Origin of the sequence: Streptomyces sp. NPDC047981, from assembly GCF_040653315.1 — a bacterium.
Classification (GTDB): Bacteria; Actinomycetota; Actinomycetes; order Streptomycetales; family Streptomycetaceae; genus Streptomyces.
This window is the reverse complement of record NZ_JBEZNQ010000003.1, coordinates 128,179-145,152: the sequence shown is the minus strand read 5'-3', so window position 1 is coordinate 145,152 and position 16,974 is coordinate 128,179. Positions and strand designations below refer to the sequence as shown.

Genomic DNA, 16,974 nt, shown 5'->3' with positions numbered 1-16,974 from the left:
CGTTCGATCAGCCACTGTCACTTTTCCTGACAGCGCTTCAGTGCGGGGTGGGTACCTTCGGAGTATGGAAGGGAGGCCCATCATGGGGGCGGAGTTGAGTGCAGGTCAGCGTGTGGCAAGGGCAAGGCGTCGCATCGGCTGGGACCAAGCGCAGTTGGCCGCTGCTGTCAGCCGATCCGTGAGCTGGGTCTCGAAGGTCGAAACGGGGCGTCTCCCGCTCGATCGCATGAGTGTGCTGGGGCAGCTTGCCGACGTGCTGGGCGTCGAGGTGATCGAGCTGACGGGCCAGCCCTACCGCCACGAGACCTCGGACCTCGACTCCGGTCACGCCGCGATCCCTGGGCTCCGTCTCGCCCTCCAACAGGCCACGATGCCGGGCGGCGCCGCCCTCATCACGATGCCCGAAGTGCCGAGTCTTGCGGACCTCACGGTGAGAGTAGGGGCTGCCGAGCGGCTCAGGCAGGATGCCCGCTTCACCGCGCTGGGTGACGTCCTGCCCCAGATCCTTCGCGAGCTGATCATCCTCTGTGCCATGGCTCAGGGGGATGACGTGCCGAAGGCGGAAGCTCTGATGCTTCGGTCAAGCCACATGGCTCGTGTGTCCTCGAACCTGCTTGGTCATCACGACCTCGGGTGGAGTGCCGTTCAGCGGGAACTTGTCGCAGCCGAGCGGGCGGAGTCGCCGACCCTCCAGGCCGCTGCACGCTGGGACCTCTGCGGTGTCTGGCTTCACGAGGGGGAACTTGCGGCGGCGAAGGACATGGCCCGTCGCGCTCTCGACGATCTCGAACCGCACATGGCTGAAGGTGACGCGTCGGTCCGATCGCTCTGGGGGGCCATGCACCTCCGTGCGGCGGTGGCGTGGTCGCGCCTCTGGGACCGAGGAGAGGCTGAGTCTCACCTTGCGGCGGCGCGGGATGTGGCGGGTGGCCTGCCCGCGGGCGGCAACGTCTTCCAGACTCAGTTCAACGCCGTGAACACAGAGATTCACGCGGTTGAGGTGAGTCTGGAGCTGGGGCACCCCCGCGATGTGTCGTCCCGTGCCGAGCTTGTCGACGTCATGGGTATCGCGTCCGGCGAGCGACAGTCTCACTTCTGGGTGTGCACTGCGGCCGGACACATGATGAACGGGAAGGCTGCGCCGGCGGCCGACGCGATCCTGCGGGCCGACTCCATTGCCCCGCAGCATGTGCGCAACCGGCCTATAGCTCGCAACCTCGTGGATGACCTTCGCTCCACTGATAGGCACACGCGCACGGAGGAGATCCGGCGCCTTGCTGGACACATGAAGCTGGGCTGATCACGACGTCTACCAGGGGGAACAAGGCAGTGAAGGTCGCCGACAGGGCACGGTTATTAGTCGAGCTGCACGAGATCCGGAAGAGGCTGGCTGAGGCCAGTCAGAGAGTTGAGCGACTGTCGGCGGCCGTTACGGCAGATCGCGCACGCGACCTTCCAAGCGGTCGAGCCGCGAGTTGATCAAGTCCAGGGCGGCCTTGATCTCTGCCAGTTCCCCGCCCATGGTGGCGCTCTGTTCCACCTCGACAGTCGGCGGGTCGCTGGCGACGAACGTCCCGCGCCCCTGCTGGCTGACGATCAAACCCTCGTCTCGAAGGATGTCCAACGCGTGCCGAACGGTCATGGCTGCTACGCCATACCGCTCGGCCAACCTGGCGTTGCCCTCCAGCCGCTGGCCGGCCTTCAGCGTGCCGTGCGCGATCTGGTTCCGGAGATCGTCGGCTACCTGCGCATAGGCGCTGCGGGGGTCGTCTGGGGTCACAGTCACAAACCCAGGTTATCTAAGTGATCTAAAGAAATCTGCCCTAGGGCCTTGCGTTCTTTGCCACCCCTACTAATCTAGGTAACACAGTAGAAGTTAGAGAAGTTAGCTGGGAGCGGCGTTCCTACCGCCAAGCAGCCACGCCGCTCCCGCCCCTTGAAGGGAGCTTCCATCATGCCCGTACCGCTCACAGTGGTGGAGTCCGCGCCGGTCTCGATCCGGGACCTGTCGAACATGGAACGTGCCGTCGCGCTCTACGCCTCGGCCATGCCGAGCTCGTACCGGTACCGCAGTGCCGATGACGAGAAGCTCTGCGCCTGGATCGTCCAGGGCGCCGCCCGGCTGGGGCTGGGGGAGCTGTACCACTCCGCCGCGTGCGCCAGCGGCTACATGCGGCTCTGGGTGGAGGACGAGGCGCGCCCCCGCCACACCGCCGCTCACGTCGCCCGCTTCCCCGTTGAGAAGCGGTTCCACCTGGCCATGCGTACGGCCACCGTGATCACTCTCGGCCCCGTCCCGGACGTGAGCGCCGCTGCCATGGAGCGCTCGGACCGCCCGGTCTTCGAGACCGCCCCCCTGGACGTAGCGGTGGCCGCATGAACGCCCCGGTGGTTGTCGAGCTGCTGGACGCGGGCGCTGCCCTTCCCGGCGACGTGGAGGCGTGCGCGGAGTGCTGCGGCTGGGGCTTCATCTGGAACGAGGTCACCCCGGGTAAGACGCGTCCGGGCGCCGACTGCCCGGCCTGCCACGGGACGGGGGTGCCCTGGCAGTGGGCGTGACCCTCCCCGTGCCCACGGCTGCTGTCGCTGGTGTAGCGGCGGCCGTGGGCACCGACCCTCTCACCATCGCCGACCTTCTGCGCGTCGCCTCTGCCCCAGGCTTCGACCGGTGGCAGGAACAGGTCCGGCGTACGGGCGGCTGCTCGGACCCGATCCACCTGACCGGCACCACCGTCACCCGCGACCGCAAGACCGGTGATGTCCTCTACTCGTACTCGACCGCCGATGAGCCGGGCGGCCGGTTACGGGTCGCCTGCGGCAACCGCCGAGCCTCCCGCTGCCCGTCCTGCGCCTGGACCTACGCGGGGGACGTCTACCACCTGATGCGTGCCGGGATCTCCGGCGACAGCCGCATGGGCATTTCGGGGGAGATCCGCCAGCACCCCGGCGTGTTCGCCACCCTGACCGCTCCGTCCTTCGGGCCGGTCCACAATCGCCCCGCCTCCGGGCGCTGCCGCTGCGGCACCGCCCACGCGGAGAACGATCCGGCCCTCGGTACGGCGCTAGACCCCGCCCGGTACGACTACGCGGGCGCGGCCTTGTGGAACAACCACGCCGGGCAGCTCTGGCAACGCTTCACGATCTACCTGCGCCGCGAGATCGCCGCCCGCGCCGGGCTCTCGCAACGCGCTCTCAAGGACATCTGCCGGGTCTCCTTCGGGAAGGTCGCCGAGTTCCAGAAGCGCGGCGCGATCCACTTCCACGCCGTAGTCCGCCTCGACGGCCCCGACGGACCCGACACCGCACCCCCGGCCTGGGCATCGGTCGCGCTCCTGGACAACGCCATCAAGGCGGCTGCCGTCCGGGTCGCCGTGTCCGTCCCTGCGGCCGGCACCCATCCGGCTCGCACGCTGACGTGGGGCAGGCAGGTCGACGTTCAGGGCATCGGGAGCCTTCAGGGCGTGGAGCTGACCGACGCGGCTGTTGCCTCCTACGTCGCCAAGTACGCCACCAAGGCGGCCGAGAGCACCGGCACCGTAGACCGCCGGATCGGGGAGCTGAGCGAACTCGACAAGCTGTCCGGCCTGCCCGACCACACCCGGCGCCTGATCGAGGCCTGCTGGGACCTCGACGCCGACTACCCCGACCGGATGCTGGCCCGCTGGTCCCACATGCTCGGCTTCCGGGGCCACTTCATGACCAAGTCCCGCGCCTACTCCTCCACCCTGACCGCCCGGCGCCAGGTTCGCGCCGACTACCGGGCCGCCCAGGAACGTCGCGAACGCGGCCTGCCCGACCCCGACGACTCGGAGGGCTCCACGCTCGTGCTCGCGCACTGGACCTACGCCGGGCACGGCCATACCCCGGGCGAGTCCTGGCTCGCCCAGTCCATCGCCCGGGACATCAAGACCAACCGCGACACCGCCCGCGAAGTCCTCGCGGGACTCGAAGCTGACGACACCAACGGGGAGTGGTGACCATGGACCGACTGCTGAGCGTTGACCAAGTCGCCGAACTCCTCGGCACCACCGTCCGGTTCCCCCGGCGGCTGATCGAGGAGCGACGGATCACCTTCGTCAAGGTCGGCCGACACGTCCGCATCCCGGAGAGCGCGGTCATGGCCTTCGTCGCCGCGAACACCGTCGAGCCGACCGTACGGCGTCTGCGGAGCGTGGCCTGATGGCGGGCAAGAAGCGGTCGTTCGGCCGTGTTCGCAAGTTGCCTTCCGGGCGCTACCAGGCTCGCTACCCGGGACCCGACGGCATAGACCGCCCGGCGCCGCACACCTTCCGTACGAAGCGGGAGGCTGACGACTGGTTGGCCGAGCGGCAAGCAGAGCTGCGCGCGGGGGACTGGACCGACCCGGATGCCGCCAAGGTGCCCTTCGGCTCCTACGCCTCCACCTGGATCAAGGAGCGGGGCCTCAGCGCATCGACGGTTGACCTGTACCGGTCGCTCCTGCGGAACCACCTTGAACCGACGTTCGGAAGCGTCGCCCTTGCCGACATCAGTCCGGCCGCGGTTCGCGCCTGGCGGGTCGCTCGCCTCGACGCGGGTGCCGGCGCCTCCTCGGTGGCCAAGTCGTACGCGCTCATGCGGGCAGTGCTCATGACTGCCGTGGAGGACCGGCTGATTCGGCGGAACCCCTGCCGGGTCAAGGGCGCGAGCGTCGCCCCCACTCCCGAGCGGCCTACAGCGACCGTGCAGGAGGTGTACGCGCTCGCGGGTGCCATCCAGCCTCGCTACCGCGCGCTCGTTCTCCTGGCGGCCTTCACGGGCCTCCGCTGGGGTGAGCTGATCGGACTCTCGCGCCGGGACATCGACCTCGACGGGGGAACCCTGCGGGTCCGTCGGAACGTCGCCGAACTCCACAGCGGCCGGCGCCTGGTGAAGGAGCCCAAGAGTGCTGCCGGTAAGCGCACGGTGGCCATTCCGGCCGTGATCTCCACCGAGGTCGCCAACCATCTCGCCGTGTTCTCCGAGCCGGGCGCCGACGGCCGGGTCTTCATCGGGGCCAAGAAGGCGATTCCTCGGCGCAACCACTTCGGCAAGCTCTGGCGTCAGGCGTGCGAGAAAGTCGGTATCAAAGGGCTGCACTTCCATGATCTTCGCCATACGGGGAACACCCTCGCCGCCGCGACCGGCGCGAGCACGCGAGAGCTGATGACGAGAATGGGCCACAGCACCGCCCGTGCCGCGCTGATCTATCAGCACGCGACGGCTGAGCGGGAGCGGCTGATCGGTCAGGCCGTGAGCGCTGTCGTAGAGCAGGCCCGGAAGCAAGATCCCAATCCGAACGGGCACGCAGCGGGCACGCAGGGCTGAAAGAAGATCGGAAACGCATCAGGGCCAGGCTGGAGGATGATCCTCTGACCTGGCCCTGAGCCATTGAGAGCGGGCGACGGGAATCGAACCCGCGTAGCTAGTTTGGAAGACTAGGGCTCTACCATTGAGCTACGCCCGCAAGGGACGCGCCGCAGGTCACGAGGGCCGCGGCACGGACAGCATCGTAGCGGGTCCATGGCGGTCCCCGCACGCCCCATAAAGAGGGGGCGTCGCACTGTCTCCGTGCATGTACCCTACGTGTCGCACCGACGGGGTGTGGCGCAGCTTGGTAGCGCGTCCGCTTTGGGAGCGGAAGGCCGTGGGTTCAAATCCCGCCACCCCGACCACCGAGATCACGCATCGCATGATCGCGTTGTGGGCCTCATCCCGCTTGCGGTTACTATGCAAGCTGCGTGCCCGTGTGTCTCTCTGACCGGGCCGATCGGCCGGAACCGCCACCAAGCGGCACCGGCAGAATCCAAGAATCAGCCACCAAGGAGACCGAACCGTGAAGAGCGCCGTGGAGACCCTGAACCCGACCCGGGTTCGGCTCACTGTCGAGGTGCCCTTCGAGGAGCTCAAGGACAGCCTCGACGCGGCGTACAAGAAGATCAACCAGCAGGTCACGGTCAAGGGCTTCCGCAAGGGCAAGATCCCGGCTCGTGTCATCGACCAGCGGTTCGGCCGTGGTGCGGTGCTGGAGGAGGCCGTCAACGACGCCCTCCCGAAGTTCTACACCGAGGCCGTCAACGAGGCCGAGGTCAACCCGCTGGGTCAGCCCGAGGTCGACATCACGGAACTGAAGGACGGCGAGCTGCTGGCCTTCACCGCCGAGGTCGACATCCGCCCGACGATCGAGATCCCGGACTACTCCGGCATCGAGGTCACCGTCGACGCGGTCGAGGTCACCGACGAGGACATCGAGAAGTCCGTGCAGCAGCTGCGCGAGCGCTTCGCCTCCACCAACCCGGTCGAGCGCGCCGCGGCCGACGGTGACGTCGTCACCATCGACCTCGAGGCCAAGGTCGACGGCGAGGTCCTCCCGGACGGTGTCGCCCAGGGCGTCTCGTACACCATCGGTTCCGGCGAGCTTCTCGACGGCATCGACGAGGCCGTCACCGGCCTGGAGGCCGGCGGCGAGGCCACCTTCACCTCGCAGCTGAAGGGCGGCTCCGCCGAGGGCAAGGACGCCGAGGTCACCGTCAAGGTCACCGCCGTCGCCGCCCGTGAGCTCCCCGAGCTGGACGACGACTTCGCGCAGCTCGCGTCGGAGTTCGACACCCTCGACGAGCTCAAGGCCGACAGCCGCAAGCGCCTCGAGAACATGAAGCAGTTCGACCAGGCCACCCAGGCCCAGGAGCGCGTCCTCGACGAGCTGCTGAAGCTGGCGGACGTCCCGATGCCCGAGAAGCTGCTCGAGGACGAGATCAACACCCGCAAGCACAACCTGGAGCACCACCAGCTCGGCCAGATGGGCCTGACCCTCGAGAAGTACCTGGAGATCCAGGGCAAGACCGAGGAAGAGTTCCTGGCGGAGACCAAGGAGCAGGCCGAGAAGGGCATCAAGACGCAGTTCATCCTCGATGAGCTCGTCAACAAGGAGAAGCTGAACGTCAGCCAGGAGGAGCTCACCGAGCACCTCATGCGCCGCGCCGCCTCCTCCGGCATGTCCCCCGACCAGTTCGCCCAGGCCGTCGTCGAGGGTGGCCAGGTGCCGATGCTCGTCGGCGAGGTCGCCCGCGGCAAGGCCCTCGCGGTCGTCGTCGAGGCCGCCAAGGTCGTCGACACCAACGGTGAGACCGTCGACCTCGAGGACGAGGACGAGGACACCGAGACCGCCGCCGAGACGGCCGCGGCCGCCACCGGCGAGACCGAGGTCTCCGAGGAGAAGTAAGAGGCCCCTGGCCTCGCGCTGAACCGCTGGTCCACGGGCCCGGACGCACTGCTGTGCGCCGGGCCCGTGGCCGTCCTCGGGGCCTGTGGGACCCCGCGTAACCTTGCGCTCCCAGCGAACAGTTCGGGAACCGGGATGGCGTTGTCCTACCTGCGCGTTAGGGTCCATGAATACGAGGGCACTGCCCTCTGAACGAGACGCTGAGACGGCCGGAGCCGTCGGAGACGAGCAGGTGGATACGTGACGAATCTGATGCCTTACGCCGCGGGTGAGCCGTCCATCGGTGGTGGCCTCGGCGACCATGTCTACAACCGACTGCTCGGCGAGCGGATCATCTTCCTCGGCCAGCAGGTCGACGACGAGATCGCCAACAAGATCACCGCGCAGATGCTTCTCCTGGCCGCTGACCCGGAGAAGGACATCTACCTCTACATCAACAGCCCCGGTGGCTCGGTGACGGCCGGCATGGCCATCTACGACACCATGCAGTACATCCCGAACGACGTCGTCACCATCGGTATGGGCATGGCGGCCTCGATGGGCCAGTTCCTGCTCACCGGCGGCGCCGCCGGCAAGCGCTTCGCGCTGCCGAACACCGACGTCCTCATGCACCAGGGTTCCGCCGGCATCGGCGGTACGGCCTCGGACATCAAGATCCAGGCCGAGTACCTGCTGCGCACGAAGAAGCGCATGGCCGAGATCACCGCGCACCACTCCGGGCAGACCGTCGAGACGATCATCCGCGACGGTGACCGCGACCGCTGGTTCACGGCGGACGAGGCCAAGGCCTACGGCCTCATCGACGACATCATCACGCACGCCGCGGGCGTTCCCGGCGGCGGCGGCACGGGCGCCTGAGCCCGGCAGTCCGCTGAAGAGCCCCAGCCACCACCGAACGCCACCAGGACGGTGAACAACCAGATGCAGAACAACCTCTCCGCGAGCGGCCTCTACACGGGCGCGCCGATGGACAACCGCTACGTGGTCCCGCGCTTCGTCGAGCGCACCTCGCAGGGCATCCGTGAGTACGACCCGTACGCGAAGCTCTTCGAGGAGCGCGTGATCTTCCTCGGCGTGCAGATCGACGACGCCTCCGCCAACGACGTCATGGCGCAGCTGCTGTGCCTGGAGTCGATGGACCCGGACCGCGACATCTCGATCTACATCAACAGCCCGGGCGGCTCCTTCACCGCCCTCACGGCCATCTACGACACGATGCAGTTCGTGAAGCCGGACATCCAGACGGTCTGCATGGGCCAGGCGGCCTCCGCCGCCGCGGTCCTGCTCGCCGCCGGCACCCCGGGCAAGCGCATGGCCCTGCCGAACGCGCGCGTCCTGATCCACCAGCCGTCCGGCGGCACCGGCCGTGAGCAGCTCTCCGACCTGGAGATCGCGGCCAACGAGATCCTGCGCATGCGCACCCAGCTGGAGGAGATGCTGGCCAAGCACTCCTCCACGCCCATCGAGAAGATCCGCGACGACATCGAGCGCGACAAGATCCTGACCGCCGAGGACGCCCTCGCGTACGGCCTGGTCGACCAGATCGTCTCGACCCGCAAGAGCACGGCCGCCGCGGCAGCCTGACGCTCGACCTTCCCCTGGCACGGTTCGTGTGGCCGAATCCCGACCATGTGAACCGTGCCAAGGGGGGCCCGAACGGGGGGCCCGGCAAGGTACCGTCGAATATGAGGCACCAGGAGTCGCTGAACCAAGCGCTCCCAGGCGAAGGGGAAGCACCTCGTGGCACGCATCGGTGATGGCGGCGATCTGCTCAAGTGCTCGTTCTGCGGAAAGAGCCAGAAGCAGGTGAAGAAGCTCATCGCGGGACCCGGTGTGTACATCTGCGATGAGTGCATCGACCTCTGCAACGAGATCATCGAGGAAGAACTCGCCGAGACGAGCGAGGTGCGCTGGGAAGAGCTTCCCAAGCCCCGCGAGATCTACGAGTTCCTCGAGGGCTATGTGGTCGGCCAGGAGCCGGCCAAGAAGGCCCTCTCGGTCGCGGTGTACAACCACTACAAGCGCGTCCAGGCCGGCGAGAACGGCGGCGGCGCGGGCCGTGACGACGCCATCGAGCTGGCGAAGTCCAACATCCTGCTGCTCGGCCCGACGGGCTCCGGCAAGACGCTCCTGGCCCAGACGCTGGCGCGCATGCTGAACGTCCCGTTCGCCATCGCCGACGCGACGGCGCTGACGGAGGCCGGCTATGTCGGTGAGGACGTCGAGAACATCCTGCTCAAGCTGATCCAGGCGGCGGACTACGACGTCAAGAAGGCCGAGACCGGGATCATCTACATCGACGAGATCGACAAGGTCGCCCGCAAGAGCGAAAACCCGTCGATCACGCGCGACGTCTCGGGCGAGGGCGTCCAGCAGGCCCTCCTGAAGATCCTGGAGGGCACGACGGCCTCGGTCCCGCCCCAGGGCGGCCGCAAGCACCCGCACCAGGAGTTCATCCAGATCGACACGACGAACGTGCTCTTCATCGTGGGCGGCGCCTTCGCCGGCCTGGAGAAGATCATCGAGTCGCGGGCGGGCGCGAAGGGCATCGGCTTCGGTGCGACGATCCGCTCGAAGCGGGAGATCGAGGCGAGCGACCAGTTCCAGGAGGTCATGCCGGAGGACCTGGTGAAGTTCGGGATGATCCCGGAGTTCATCGGCCGCCTCCCGGTCATCACCTCGGTGCACAACCTGGACCGCGAAGCGCTCCTGAAGATCCTGGTCGAGCCCCGCAACGCGCTGGTGAAGCAGTACCAGCGCCTCTTCGAACTCGACGGCGTGGAGCTGGACTTCGACCGCCCGGCCCTGGAGGCCATCGCCGACCAGGCGATCCTGCGCGGCACGGGCGCGCGCGGCCTGCGCGCCATCATGGAAGAGGTCCTCATGTCGGTGATGTACGAGGTCCCGTCCCGCAAGGACGTGGCCCGCGTGGTCATCACCGCCGACGTCGTCCACAACAACGTGAACCCGACCCTGGTCCCGCGCATCGTGAAGAACGACGGCAGGCACGAGAAGTCGGCGTAACGAGGTAACGCACAAGGGCGCCCGGCCGGTTGAAGACAACCGGCCGGGCGCCCTTGTGCGCAGGGTGCCTCATTCCGGCCACGTCGAATACCTGTTCTTGCGATGGCGATTTCGATCATGATCTGCTGGCTCTCGACCAACTGCCAGTTCCACCTAGTACCGGGGGAAACAGATGCTTCGATCGAAGGCCCAGCGCGTGATCGCGACGCTGTGCGTGGCCGGCGCCGCGACAATCGTGCCGGTGGTGACTGCCGCGCCTGCTCAGGCGTCGATCACCGCGTGCCAGACGTACCTGCACGACGTGGGTTACAAGGTCGGTCCGAAGATCACGCAGGCGTGCGGCTATGCAGGAGACATGCTCCGCGACGGGTTCTGCTATCCGGTTCTCGTGAACATCGGTGTGAAGGATCGTCACGCGCGTGCGGCGTGCGACCTCGGCAGGTCGTAGGTAGCGCCCTATGGGGCAACGTACGACCTCCAACGGTGTCCGGCCCATTAACTGGTGGCCGGACACCGTTGACAGGTATCGAGGTCAAGCCTTGACGCGGACTTCCTTGCGGAACTTGGCCGTGATGGAGGCGGCCTCCTCCGGGGCGGTGCCCTTGCCGCTCAGTAGCGAGGCCATGTCCATGGGCATCACGAAGCCGAGGGTGCTGTGGTCGCCCCACACGCACACCGAGATCGTGAACTCCGTCGGACCTGCGCCCGCGTCAGCGCCGGCCTTCGGCTTGCTCTTGATCTGCTGGCACTTCAGTACCGCGCCGTCGAACCCCTCGGGCGTGTACGGCTTGGGCTCACCGAGCAGCTCCGCCTCGGCGTCCTTGTCCTTCTCGGACTCGGCCTTGATGGTGGCGAAGACGCCGTCCACGACGGCCTCCGGGTCGGCGATCTCGCCGTACACTCCGCCGAACTGGAGCAGCTTCCCTCCCAGCGGGTTAGTAGTGTCCTTCACCTCGTAGCCGGCCTCGACCTGCTTCGCGTTCTTCACGCCGTTCTTCTCGGCGTCCTTCAAGAAGTCGTCGCCGTCCGAGCTGGAACCGCCGCTCTCCTCCTTGGACTTCTTGTACTCGGTGAGCACGGTCTCCGGAGTGATCAGCTTGTGCGGGCCGTCGTTCGCGACGGACGAGCCGCCACCGCCCGAGGTGAAGTACCAGGCGCCACCGGCGATCAGCGCGAGGGCCACGATCGACGCGCCGATGATCAGCCCCGTCTTCGACTTCTTCACCGGCGGCGGGGGCGGCATGTAGCCGCCCTGGCCCTGGGGGGCGCCGTACGGGGGCTGCTGGCCGTACTGGGGCTGCTGCTGCGGGTAGCCGTAGGGGGGCTGCTGCGGCGGCACGCCCTGAGGGGCCTGCTGGGGGTAGCCGTAGCCGGGCTGCGGTGCCTGCGGCTGCTGGCCGTACGGGCCGGGCTGCTGGCCGTAGGGGCCCGGCTGGCCGTACGGCCCGGGCTGCTGCGGCTGACCGCCGTACGGTCCCGGCTGGTTGTAGCTCATCGACAGGTTCCCCTCACAAGATGTTTATGCCTGCGAACATCCTGTCGGAAGCCGTGCCCCGCATGGGCGGCGGGGGGCACACCGTTACGGAACAAACGCGTTTCGGGACACCCCCGAGACACCCCTAAACTGACCCCGTGACCGAGAACACTCAGCAGCAGACAGCGCCCACCACCGAACTGCCGACCCAGTACGCGCCGGCCGAGGTAGAAGGGCCGCTGTACGAGCGCTGGGTAGAGCGCGGTTACTTCGAGGCCGACGCGAAGAGCGAGAAGCCCCCGTACACCATCGTCATCCCGCCGCCGAACGTCACCGGCTCGCTCCACCTGGGCCACGCCTTCGAGCACACGCTGATCGACGCCCTCACCCGCCGCAAGCGCATGCAGGGTTACGAGACGCTGTGGCAGCCCGGTATGGACCACGCCGGCATCGCCACCCAGAACGTCGTCGAGCGCGAACTCGCCAAGGAGGGCAAGTCCCGCCACGACCTGGGGCGCGAGGCGTTCGTCGAGCGCGTCTGGCAGTGGAAGGCCGAGTCCGGCGGCCAGATCAGCGGCCAGATGCGCCGTCTCGGCGACGGTGTCGACTGGTCCCGTGAGCGCTTCACCATGGACGAGGGGCTGTCGCAGGCCGTCCAGACCATCTTCAAGCGGCTCTACGACGACGAGCTGATCTACCGCGCCGAGCGCATCATCAACTGGTGCCCGCGCTGTCTGACGGCCATCTCCGACATCGAGGTCGAGTACCAGGACGACGACGGCGAGCTCGTCTCCATCCGCTACGGCGACGGTGACGCCTCCATCGTCGTCGCGACGACGCGTGCCGAGACGATGCTCGGCGACACGGCCGTCGCCGTCCACCCGGACGACGATCGGTACAAGCACCTGGTCGGCACCGAGATCGAGCTGCCGCTGACCGGCCGCCGGATCCCGGTCGTCGCCGACGAGCACGTCGACCCCGAGTTCGGCACCGGCGCCGTCAAGGTGACGCCCGCCCACGACCCGAACGACTTCGAGATCGGCCAGCGCCACGGCCTGCCGAACCTCGCCGTCATGGACGAGCGCGCCGTCATCACCGCCCACGGCCCCTTCCAGGGCCTGGACCGCCTCGAGGCCCGCTCGGCCATCGTCGCCGCCCTGCGCGCCGAGGGCCGGATCGTCGCCGAGAAGCGCCCGTACGTCCACTCCGTCGGCCACTGCTCGCGTTGCAAGACGACCATCGAGCCGCGCCTGTCCATGCAGTGGTGGGTCAAGGTCGGCCCGCTCGCCAAGGCCGCGGGTGACGCCGTCCGCGACGGCAAGGTCAAGATCCACCCGCAGGAGATGGAGAAGCGGTACTTCGACTGGGTCGACAACCTCCACGACTGGTGCATCTCGCGGCAGCTGTGGTGGGGCCACCGCATCCCCGTCTGGTACGGCCCGAACGGCGAGATCGTCTGCGTCGGCCCCGACGAGGAGCCGCCGACGGGCGAGGGCTGGCACCAGGACACCGACGTCCTGGACACCTGGTTCTCCTCCGGCCTGTGGCCGTTCTCCACGCTCGGCTGGCCCGAGCAGACCGAGAGCCTCGCGAAGTTCTACCCGAACTCGGTCCTGGTCACCGGTTACGACATCCTCTTCTTCTGGGTCGCCCGGATGATGATGTTCGGCCTGTACGCGATGGACGGCACCCCGCCGTTCCACACCATCGCCCTGCACGGCATGGTCCGCGACCAGTTCGGCAAGAAGATGTCGAAGTCCTTCGGCAACGCGGTCAACCCGCTGGACTGGATGAACGAGTACGGCTCCGACGCCGTCCGCTTCACCCTGGCCAACGGAGCCAACCCGGGCGTCGACGTCCCGATCGGCGAGGACTGGGTCAAGGCCTCCCGGAACTTCGCCAACAAGATCTGGAACGCCACCCGCTTCGCGCTGATGAACGGCGCCACGGTCGAGGGCCCGCTGCCCGACGCGTCGGAGATGTCCGCGACGGACCGCTGGATCCTCTCGCGGCTCAACAAGACCGTCGCCGAGGTCGACGCGTTCTACGACGACTACCAGTTCGCGAAGCTCGCCGACGCGCTCTACCACTTCGCGTGGGACGAGGTCTTCGACTGGTACGTCGAGCTGTCGAAGACCACGTTCTTCGCTGGCGGCGAGCAGGCGAAGGTCTCCGGCCGGGTCCTCGGCGAGGTCCTGGACGTGATGCTGCGGCTGCTTCACCCGATCGTCCCGTTCGTCACGGAGACGCTCTGGACCACGCTCACCGGCAAGGAGTCGGTCGTCATCGCCGACTGGCCGACCGACTCGGGCTTCCGCGACGAGGCCGCCGAGAAGGAGATCGAGCTGGTCCAGCAGGTCGTCACCGAGGTCCGCCGGTTCCGTTCCGACCAGGGGCTGCAGCCCGGCCAGAAGGTCCCGGCCCGCCTGGACCTGACCGGTACCGCGCTCGCTTCGCACGAGGCGGCCATCCGTCAGCTGCTGCGCCTTCAGCCGGAGGGCGAGGGCTTCTCCGCCACAGCCTCCCTCCCCGTCGCCGGCGCCACCGTCGCGCTCGACCTCTCCGGGACGATCGACGTCGAGGCCGAGCGGAAGCGGCTCGCGAAGGACCTGGCCGCCGCCGAGAAGGAGAAGGCGCAGGCCAACGGGAAGCTCGGCAACGAGGCGTTCCTCGCCAAGGCGCCGGACAACGTCGTGGAGAAGATCCGTACCCGGCTCGCCAGGGCGGACGAGGACATCGCCCGCATCCAGGCGCAGCTGGAGCGGCTGCCGCAGGCCTAGAGCGACACAAGGAGGAGGGCCCGGAACCGTTCGGTTCCGGGCCCTCCTCCGTTCCTGGGGCGATTCATGCGTATTCATTGATCAAACAGCGGATTGACCGGAGTGCCCGATCTCACACCTGAAGTGACTTAAGTCCGGTACGACGGGTCGAAGGACCCTGGATGATGGAGGGCATGCCCCGACTGCCCGCCTTCCCCGCGCTGCGCCGCCGCGTGGACCGGTGGGCGGGTACGCCGCGCGCGCTCGACGTCGTGACGGCGGTGAGCGCCTTTGCGCTGATGTCCCTCGACGTGCCGGGCCTGGCCCGCGCCGACAACTCGCTGACCGGCGCCACCGCCTCCCTGGTCCTGGCGGCCGGGGCCGCGACGCTCGTCCTGCGGCGCCGGCTGCCCTGGGTGCCGTACCTGGTGGCGCTCGCCCTGATGGGCTGGCTGCACGAACTGACGATGATCCAGTTCGCGCTGTACTCCCTCGGCCGGTTCCGGGGCCGCGCGGTCGCCGTCGTCGCGACCGTGCTCTACGTGGCCGTGGCCTACTCCCTGTTCCTGATGCCCGGCTGGCCGGCCCGGCACGGCGAGACCCTCAGCGACTTCCTCAGCCTCGTCGTGCCCATCGGCGTCCTCGCCGCAGGCGTCGGCATCGGCGCGAACCGCCAGGACCTGGTGCGCGCCCTGGAGTCGCAGCGGGCGGAGGCGGCGGCACGGCAGGCCGTCCAGGAGGAGCGGATCTCGGTCGGGCGGGACGTCCACGACCTGGTCGGGCGCGAGCTGACCGTGCTCGCCGTACGGGCCGAGGTGCTCGCCGTACGGGCCAGGGGCGCGACGTACCAGTCGGACTTCGAGGAGCTCGCGGACACCGCGCGGCGGGCCCACCACATGCTGAACGAGACCATCGTGCGGCGGGCCGACGGGGGCGCGGCGACGCCCGGTCTCGAAGGGCTCGACGCGCTCGCGGCCGAGAGCGAGCGGATGGGTGGCCCGGTCGACCTCGTGGTCGCCGAGGAGGCGAAGGCGCTCTCGCCGCTGCGGCAGGCGGCCGTGCACCGCGTCGTCCAGGAGTGCCTGACGAACGCGGCCAAGCACGCACCGGGGCTGCCGGTGACGGTCACGATCGAGGTGGCCGGCCGCGACCTGCGCGTCGAGGTCCGCAATCCGCTCCCCGAGAACCCGCCGGACCGCGCCCCGGTGTCCACGGGCACCGGCCTGTTCTCCATGGAGGAGCGGGTCACGAGCATGGGCGGCAGCCTGTCGGCGGGCCCTGACGGCCGTACGTACACGGTGACGGCGCTCCTGCCCACGGGCTTCACGCGCGCGTAGCGCCCCGCCCGCGCGCGTAGCGCCCGCCCCTCAGGGCGGCGGGGGATCAGCGTCCGCTCTCCGCCCGCCCCAGCACCCGCTGCAGGCTGTCGAACTCCTCCACGCAGCGGCCCGAGCCGAGGGCCACGCAGTCCAGCGGGTCGTCCGCGACGAAGACCGGGATGCCCGTCGCCGAGGCCATCCGCAGGTCCAGGCCCGGCAGCAGCGCGCCGCCGCCCGTGAGGACGATGCCGTGCTCCATCACGTCGCCCGAGAGCTCCGGCGGGCACTCCTCGAGGGTCGCCCGCACCGCCGCGATGATCGCCTCCACCGGCTCGTCCAGGGCCGCCCGCACCTCCGCGACCGTCAGCTCCAGCGTCTTCGGCAGCCCGCTGACCTTCTCCCGGCCCCGTACCGTGAACGTCGCCCGCTCCCGCTCCTCCTCGCCCGGTACCGGCCACGCCGAGCCGATCGCCACCTTCACGTCCTCCGCCGTGCGCTCCCCGATCAGCAGCGAGTGCTCCTTGCGGACGAAGTCGGTGATCGCCGCGTCAAGACGGTCGCCGCCGACCCGCAGCGACTGCGCCGTGACGATGCCGCCGAGCGAGATCACCGCCACCTCCGTCGTACCGCCGCCGATGTCCACGACCATCGAGCCGCGCGGAGAGGCGACCGGCAGCCCCGCCCCGATCGCCGCCGCCATCGGCTCCTCGATGAGATGGACCGCGCGGGCGCCCGCCGAGCGCGAGGCGTGCACGATCGCCCGCCGCTCCACCGGCGTCACCCCGCTCGGCACGCAGACCACCATCCGGGTCCGCGGCCTGCGCCCCTTCACCGCCTTGCGGACGAAGTGCCGGATCATCTCCTCGGCGGCCTCGTAGTCGCTGATCACGCCGTCCCGCAGCGGCCGGATCGCCGTGATCGAACCGGGCGTCCGGCCGATCGTCTCCTTCGCCTCCGTGCCCACCGCGAGCGCCGACCGCGAGCCCTCCTGGACCGCCACCACCGACGGTTCGTTGAGCACGATGCCCTGGCCGCGGGCGTAGAGAAGGGTGTTCGCGGTGCCGAGGTCGATGCCTATGTCCATGATCGCCAAGTTTGCCCGGCCCGTCCGGCGGACGGCGGGCCGAAAGTCCCGAAAGGGGTGGGTCCATGGTCCTGTCGGTGCCGCTCCGTAGACTG

Annotated in this window: 16 protein-coding genes and 2 tRNA genes; 14 read left to right on the top strand and 4 right to left on the bottom strand. The window is 68.7% G+C overall.

Features of this window, described 5'->3' with window-relative positions; translation table 11 throughout:
- The first annotated feature begins 82 nt into the window (after positions 1 to 82).
- Entirely contained in the window at positions 83 to 1,300 is a 1,218-nt protein-coding gene (locus AB0E14_RS03455) for a helix-turn-helix transcriptional regulator (protein WP_362411199.1), read from the top strand.
- A 129-nt stretch (positions 1,301 to 1,429) separates the two neighbouring features.
- Here AB0E14_RS03455 and AB0E14_RS03450 read toward each other — a convergent pair whose 3' ends face one another.
- Positions 1,430 to 1,786, bottom strand: coding sequence for a winged helix-turn-helix domain-containing protein (locus tag AB0E14_RS03450; RefSeq protein ID WP_362411196.1), 357 nt, complete (start codon positions 1,784 to 1,786; stop codon positions 1,430 to 1,432).
- Positions 1,787 to 1,954: 168 nt separating this feature from the next.
- Between AB0E14_RS03450 and AB0E14_RS03445 the strand changes: the two genes are divergently transcribed.
- The 5 genes from AB0E14_RS03445 to AB0E14_RS03425 are packed head-to-tail and all read left to right on the top strand — an operon-like array spanning position 1,955 to position 5,325.
- Positions 1,955 to 2,380 (top strand): hypothetical protein, encoded by a 426-nt coding sequence (locus AB0E14_RS03445; protein ID WP_362411193.1) that lies wholly within the window; start codon positions 1,955 to 1,957, stop codon positions 2,378 to 2,380.
- Positions 2,377 to 2,559 (top strand): hypothetical protein, encoded by a 183-nt coding sequence (locus tag AB0E14_RS03440; RefSeq protein ID WP_362411190.1) that lies wholly within the window; start codon positions 2,377 to 2,379, stop codon positions 2,557 to 2,559. The genes AB0E14_RS03445 and AB0E14_RS03440 overlap by 4 nt, the downstream gene beginning before the upstream one ends.
- 44 nt (positions 2,560 to 2,603) lie before the next feature.
- Positions 2,604 to 3,977 carry a replication initiator protein RepSA gene (repSA, locus tag AB0E14_RS03435; RefSeq protein ID WP_362411187.1) on the top strand — a complete coding sequence of 458 codons (1,374 nt, stop codon included), beginning with the start codon at positions 2,604 to 2,606 and terminating at the stop codon, positions 3,975 to 3,977.
- Between the two features lie 2 nt (positions 3,978 to 3,979).
- Positions 3,980 to 4,180 carry a helix-turn-helix domain-containing protein gene (locus AB0E14_RS03430; protein ID WP_362411184.1) on the top strand — a complete coding sequence of 67 codons (201 nt, stop codon included), beginning with the start codon at positions 3,980 to 3,982 and terminating at the stop codon, positions 4,178 to 4,180.
- Complete coding sequence (locus AB0E14_RS03425) at positions 4,180 to 5,325, top strand: site-specific integrase (protein ID WP_362411181.1); 1,146 nt, start codon at positions 4,180 to 4,182, stop codon at positions 5,323 to 5,325. The genes AB0E14_RS03430 and AB0E14_RS03425 overlap by 1 nt, the downstream gene beginning before the upstream one ends.
- A gap of 68 nt (positions 5,326 to 5,393) precedes the next feature.
- Here AB0E14_RS03425 and AB0E14_RS03420 read toward each other — a convergent pair.
- Positions 5,394 to 5,464 (bottom strand) — tRNA-Gly (locus AB0E14_RS03420).
- A 131-nt stretch (positions 5,465 to 5,595) separates the two neighbouring features.
- On the opposite strand from AB0E14_RS03420, the gene AB0E14_RS03415 reads away from it, so the two are divergent.
- The 6 genes from AB0E14_RS03415 (at position 5,596) to AB0E14_RS03390 (ending at position 10,691) form a co-directional block, all read left to right on the top strand.
- Positions 5,596 to 5,672, top strand: a tRNA-Pro gene (locus tag AB0E14_RS03415).
- A gap of 161 nt (positions 5,673 to 5,833) precedes the next feature.
- On the top strand, positions 5,834 to 7,219 hold the full coding sequence (gene tig, locus AB0E14_RS03410; protein ID WP_362411178.1) for a trigger factor: 1,386 nt from the start codon (positions 5,834 to 5,836) through the stop codon (positions 7,217 to 7,219).
- A 252-nt stretch (positions 7,220 to 7,471) separates the two neighbouring features.
- Positions 7,472 to 8,077 carry an ATP-dependent Clp protease proteolytic subunit gene (locus tag AB0E14_RS03405; RefSeq protein ID WP_362411351.1) on the top strand — a complete coding sequence of 202 codons (606 nt, stop codon included), beginning with the start codon at positions 7,472 to 7,474 and terminating at the stop codon, positions 8,075 to 8,077.
- A gap of 63 nt (positions 8,078 to 8,140) precedes the next feature.
- Complete coding sequence (locus AB0E14_RS03400; protein WP_362006950.1) at positions 8,141 to 8,803, top strand: ATP-dependent Clp protease proteolytic subunit; 663 nt, start codon at positions 8,141 to 8,143, stop codon at positions 8,801 to 8,803.
- Between the two features lie 156 nt (positions 8,804 to 8,959).
- On the top strand, positions 8,960 to 10,243 hold the full coding sequence (clpX, locus tag AB0E14_RS03395) for an ATP-dependent Clp protease ATP-binding subunit ClpX (protein ID WP_137989313.1): 1,284 nt from the start codon (positions 8,960 to 8,962) through the stop codon (positions 10,241 to 10,243).
- 196 nt (positions 10,244 to 10,439) lie between these two features.
- Positions 10,440 to 10,691 carry a hypothetical protein gene (locus tag AB0E14_RS03390; protein ID WP_362411175.1) on the top strand — a complete coding sequence of 84 codons (252 nt, stop codon included), beginning with the start codon at positions 10,440 to 10,442 and terminating at the stop codon, positions 10,689 to 10,691.
- A gap of 84 nt (positions 10,692 to 10,775) precedes the next feature.
- Here the strand turns inward: AB0E14_RS03390 and AB0E14_RS03385 are convergent, their stop codons facing one another.
- Complete coding sequence (locus AB0E14_RS03385; RefSeq protein ID WP_362411172.1) at positions 10,776 to 11,738, bottom strand: hypothetical protein; 963 nt, start codon at positions 11,736 to 11,738, stop codon at positions 10,776 to 10,778.
- A 137-nt stretch (positions 11,739 to 11,875) separates the two neighbouring features.
- Between AB0E14_RS03385 and AB0E14_RS03380 the strand changes: the two genes are divergently transcribed.
- Complete coding sequence (locus AB0E14_RS03380) at positions 11,876 to 14,497, top strand: valine--tRNA ligase (RefSeq protein WP_362411169.1); 2,622 nt, start codon at positions 11,876 to 11,878, stop codon at positions 14,495 to 14,497.
- Between the two features lie 173 nt (positions 14,498 to 14,670).
- A complete protein-coding gene (locus tag AB0E14_RS03375; RefSeq protein WP_362411166.1) occupies positions 14,671 to 15,813 on the top strand; it encodes an ATP-binding protein in 1,143 nt (380 codons plus the stop codon).
- Positions 15,814 to 15,859: 46 nt separating this feature from the next.
- On the opposite strand, the gene AB0E14_RS03370 is transcribed toward AB0E14_RS03375, so the two are convergent.
- A complete protein-coding gene (locus AB0E14_RS03370) occupies positions 15,860 to 16,879 on the bottom strand; it encodes a rod shape-determining protein (protein WP_362411163.1) in 1,020 nt (339 codons plus the stop codon).
- Positions 16,880 to 16,974 lie beyond the last annotated feature (95 nt).

What these genes read in the sequence shown, in the direction of transcription:
- AB0E14_RS03400 (WP_362006950.1), top strand. Translation starts at nt 8,141, where the DNA reads ATGCAGAACAACCTCTCCGCGAGCGGCCTCTACACGGGCGCGCCGATG.
- AB0E14_RS03405 (WP_362411351.1), top strand. Translation starts at nt 7,472, where the DNA reads ATGCCTTACGCCGCGGGTGAGCCGTCCATCGGTGGTGGCCTCGGCGAC.
- AB0E14_RS03430 (WP_362411184.1), top strand. Translation starts at nt 3,980, where the DNA reads ATGGACCGACTGCTGAGCGTTGACCAAGTCGCCGAACTCCTCGGCACC.
- AB0E14_RS03445 (WP_362411193.1), top strand. Translation starts at nt 1,955, where the DNA reads ATGCCCGTACCGCTCACAGTGGTGGAGTCCGCGCCGGTCTCGATCCGG.
- AB0E14_RS03455 (WP_362411199.1), top strand. Translation starts at nt 83, where the DNA reads ATGGGGGCGGAGTTGAGTGCAGGTCAGCGTGTGGCAAGGGCAAGGCGT.
- AB0E14_RS03385 (WP_362411172.1), bottom strand. Translation starts at nt 11,738, where the DNA reads ATGAGCTACAACCAGCCGGGACCGTACGGCGGTCAGCCGCAGCAGCCC.
- AB0E14_RS03425 (WP_362411181.1), top strand. Translation starts at nt 4,180, where the DNA reads ATGGCGGGCAAGAAGCGGTCGTTCGGCCGTGTTCGCAAGTTGCCTTCC.
- AB0E14_RS03375 (WP_362411166.1), top strand. Translation starts at nt 14,671, where the DNA reads ATGCCCCGACTGCCCGCCTTCCCCGCGCTGCGCCGCCGCGTGGACCGG.
- AB0E14_RS03370 (WP_362411163.1), bottom strand. Translation starts at nt 16,879, where the DNA reads ATGGACATAGGCATCGACCTCGGCACCGCGAACACCCTTCTCTACGCC.
- AB0E14_RS03440 (WP_362411190.1), top strand. Translation starts at nt 2,377, where the DNA reads ATGAACGCCCCGGTGGTTGTCGAGCTGCTGGACGCGGGCGCTGCCCTT.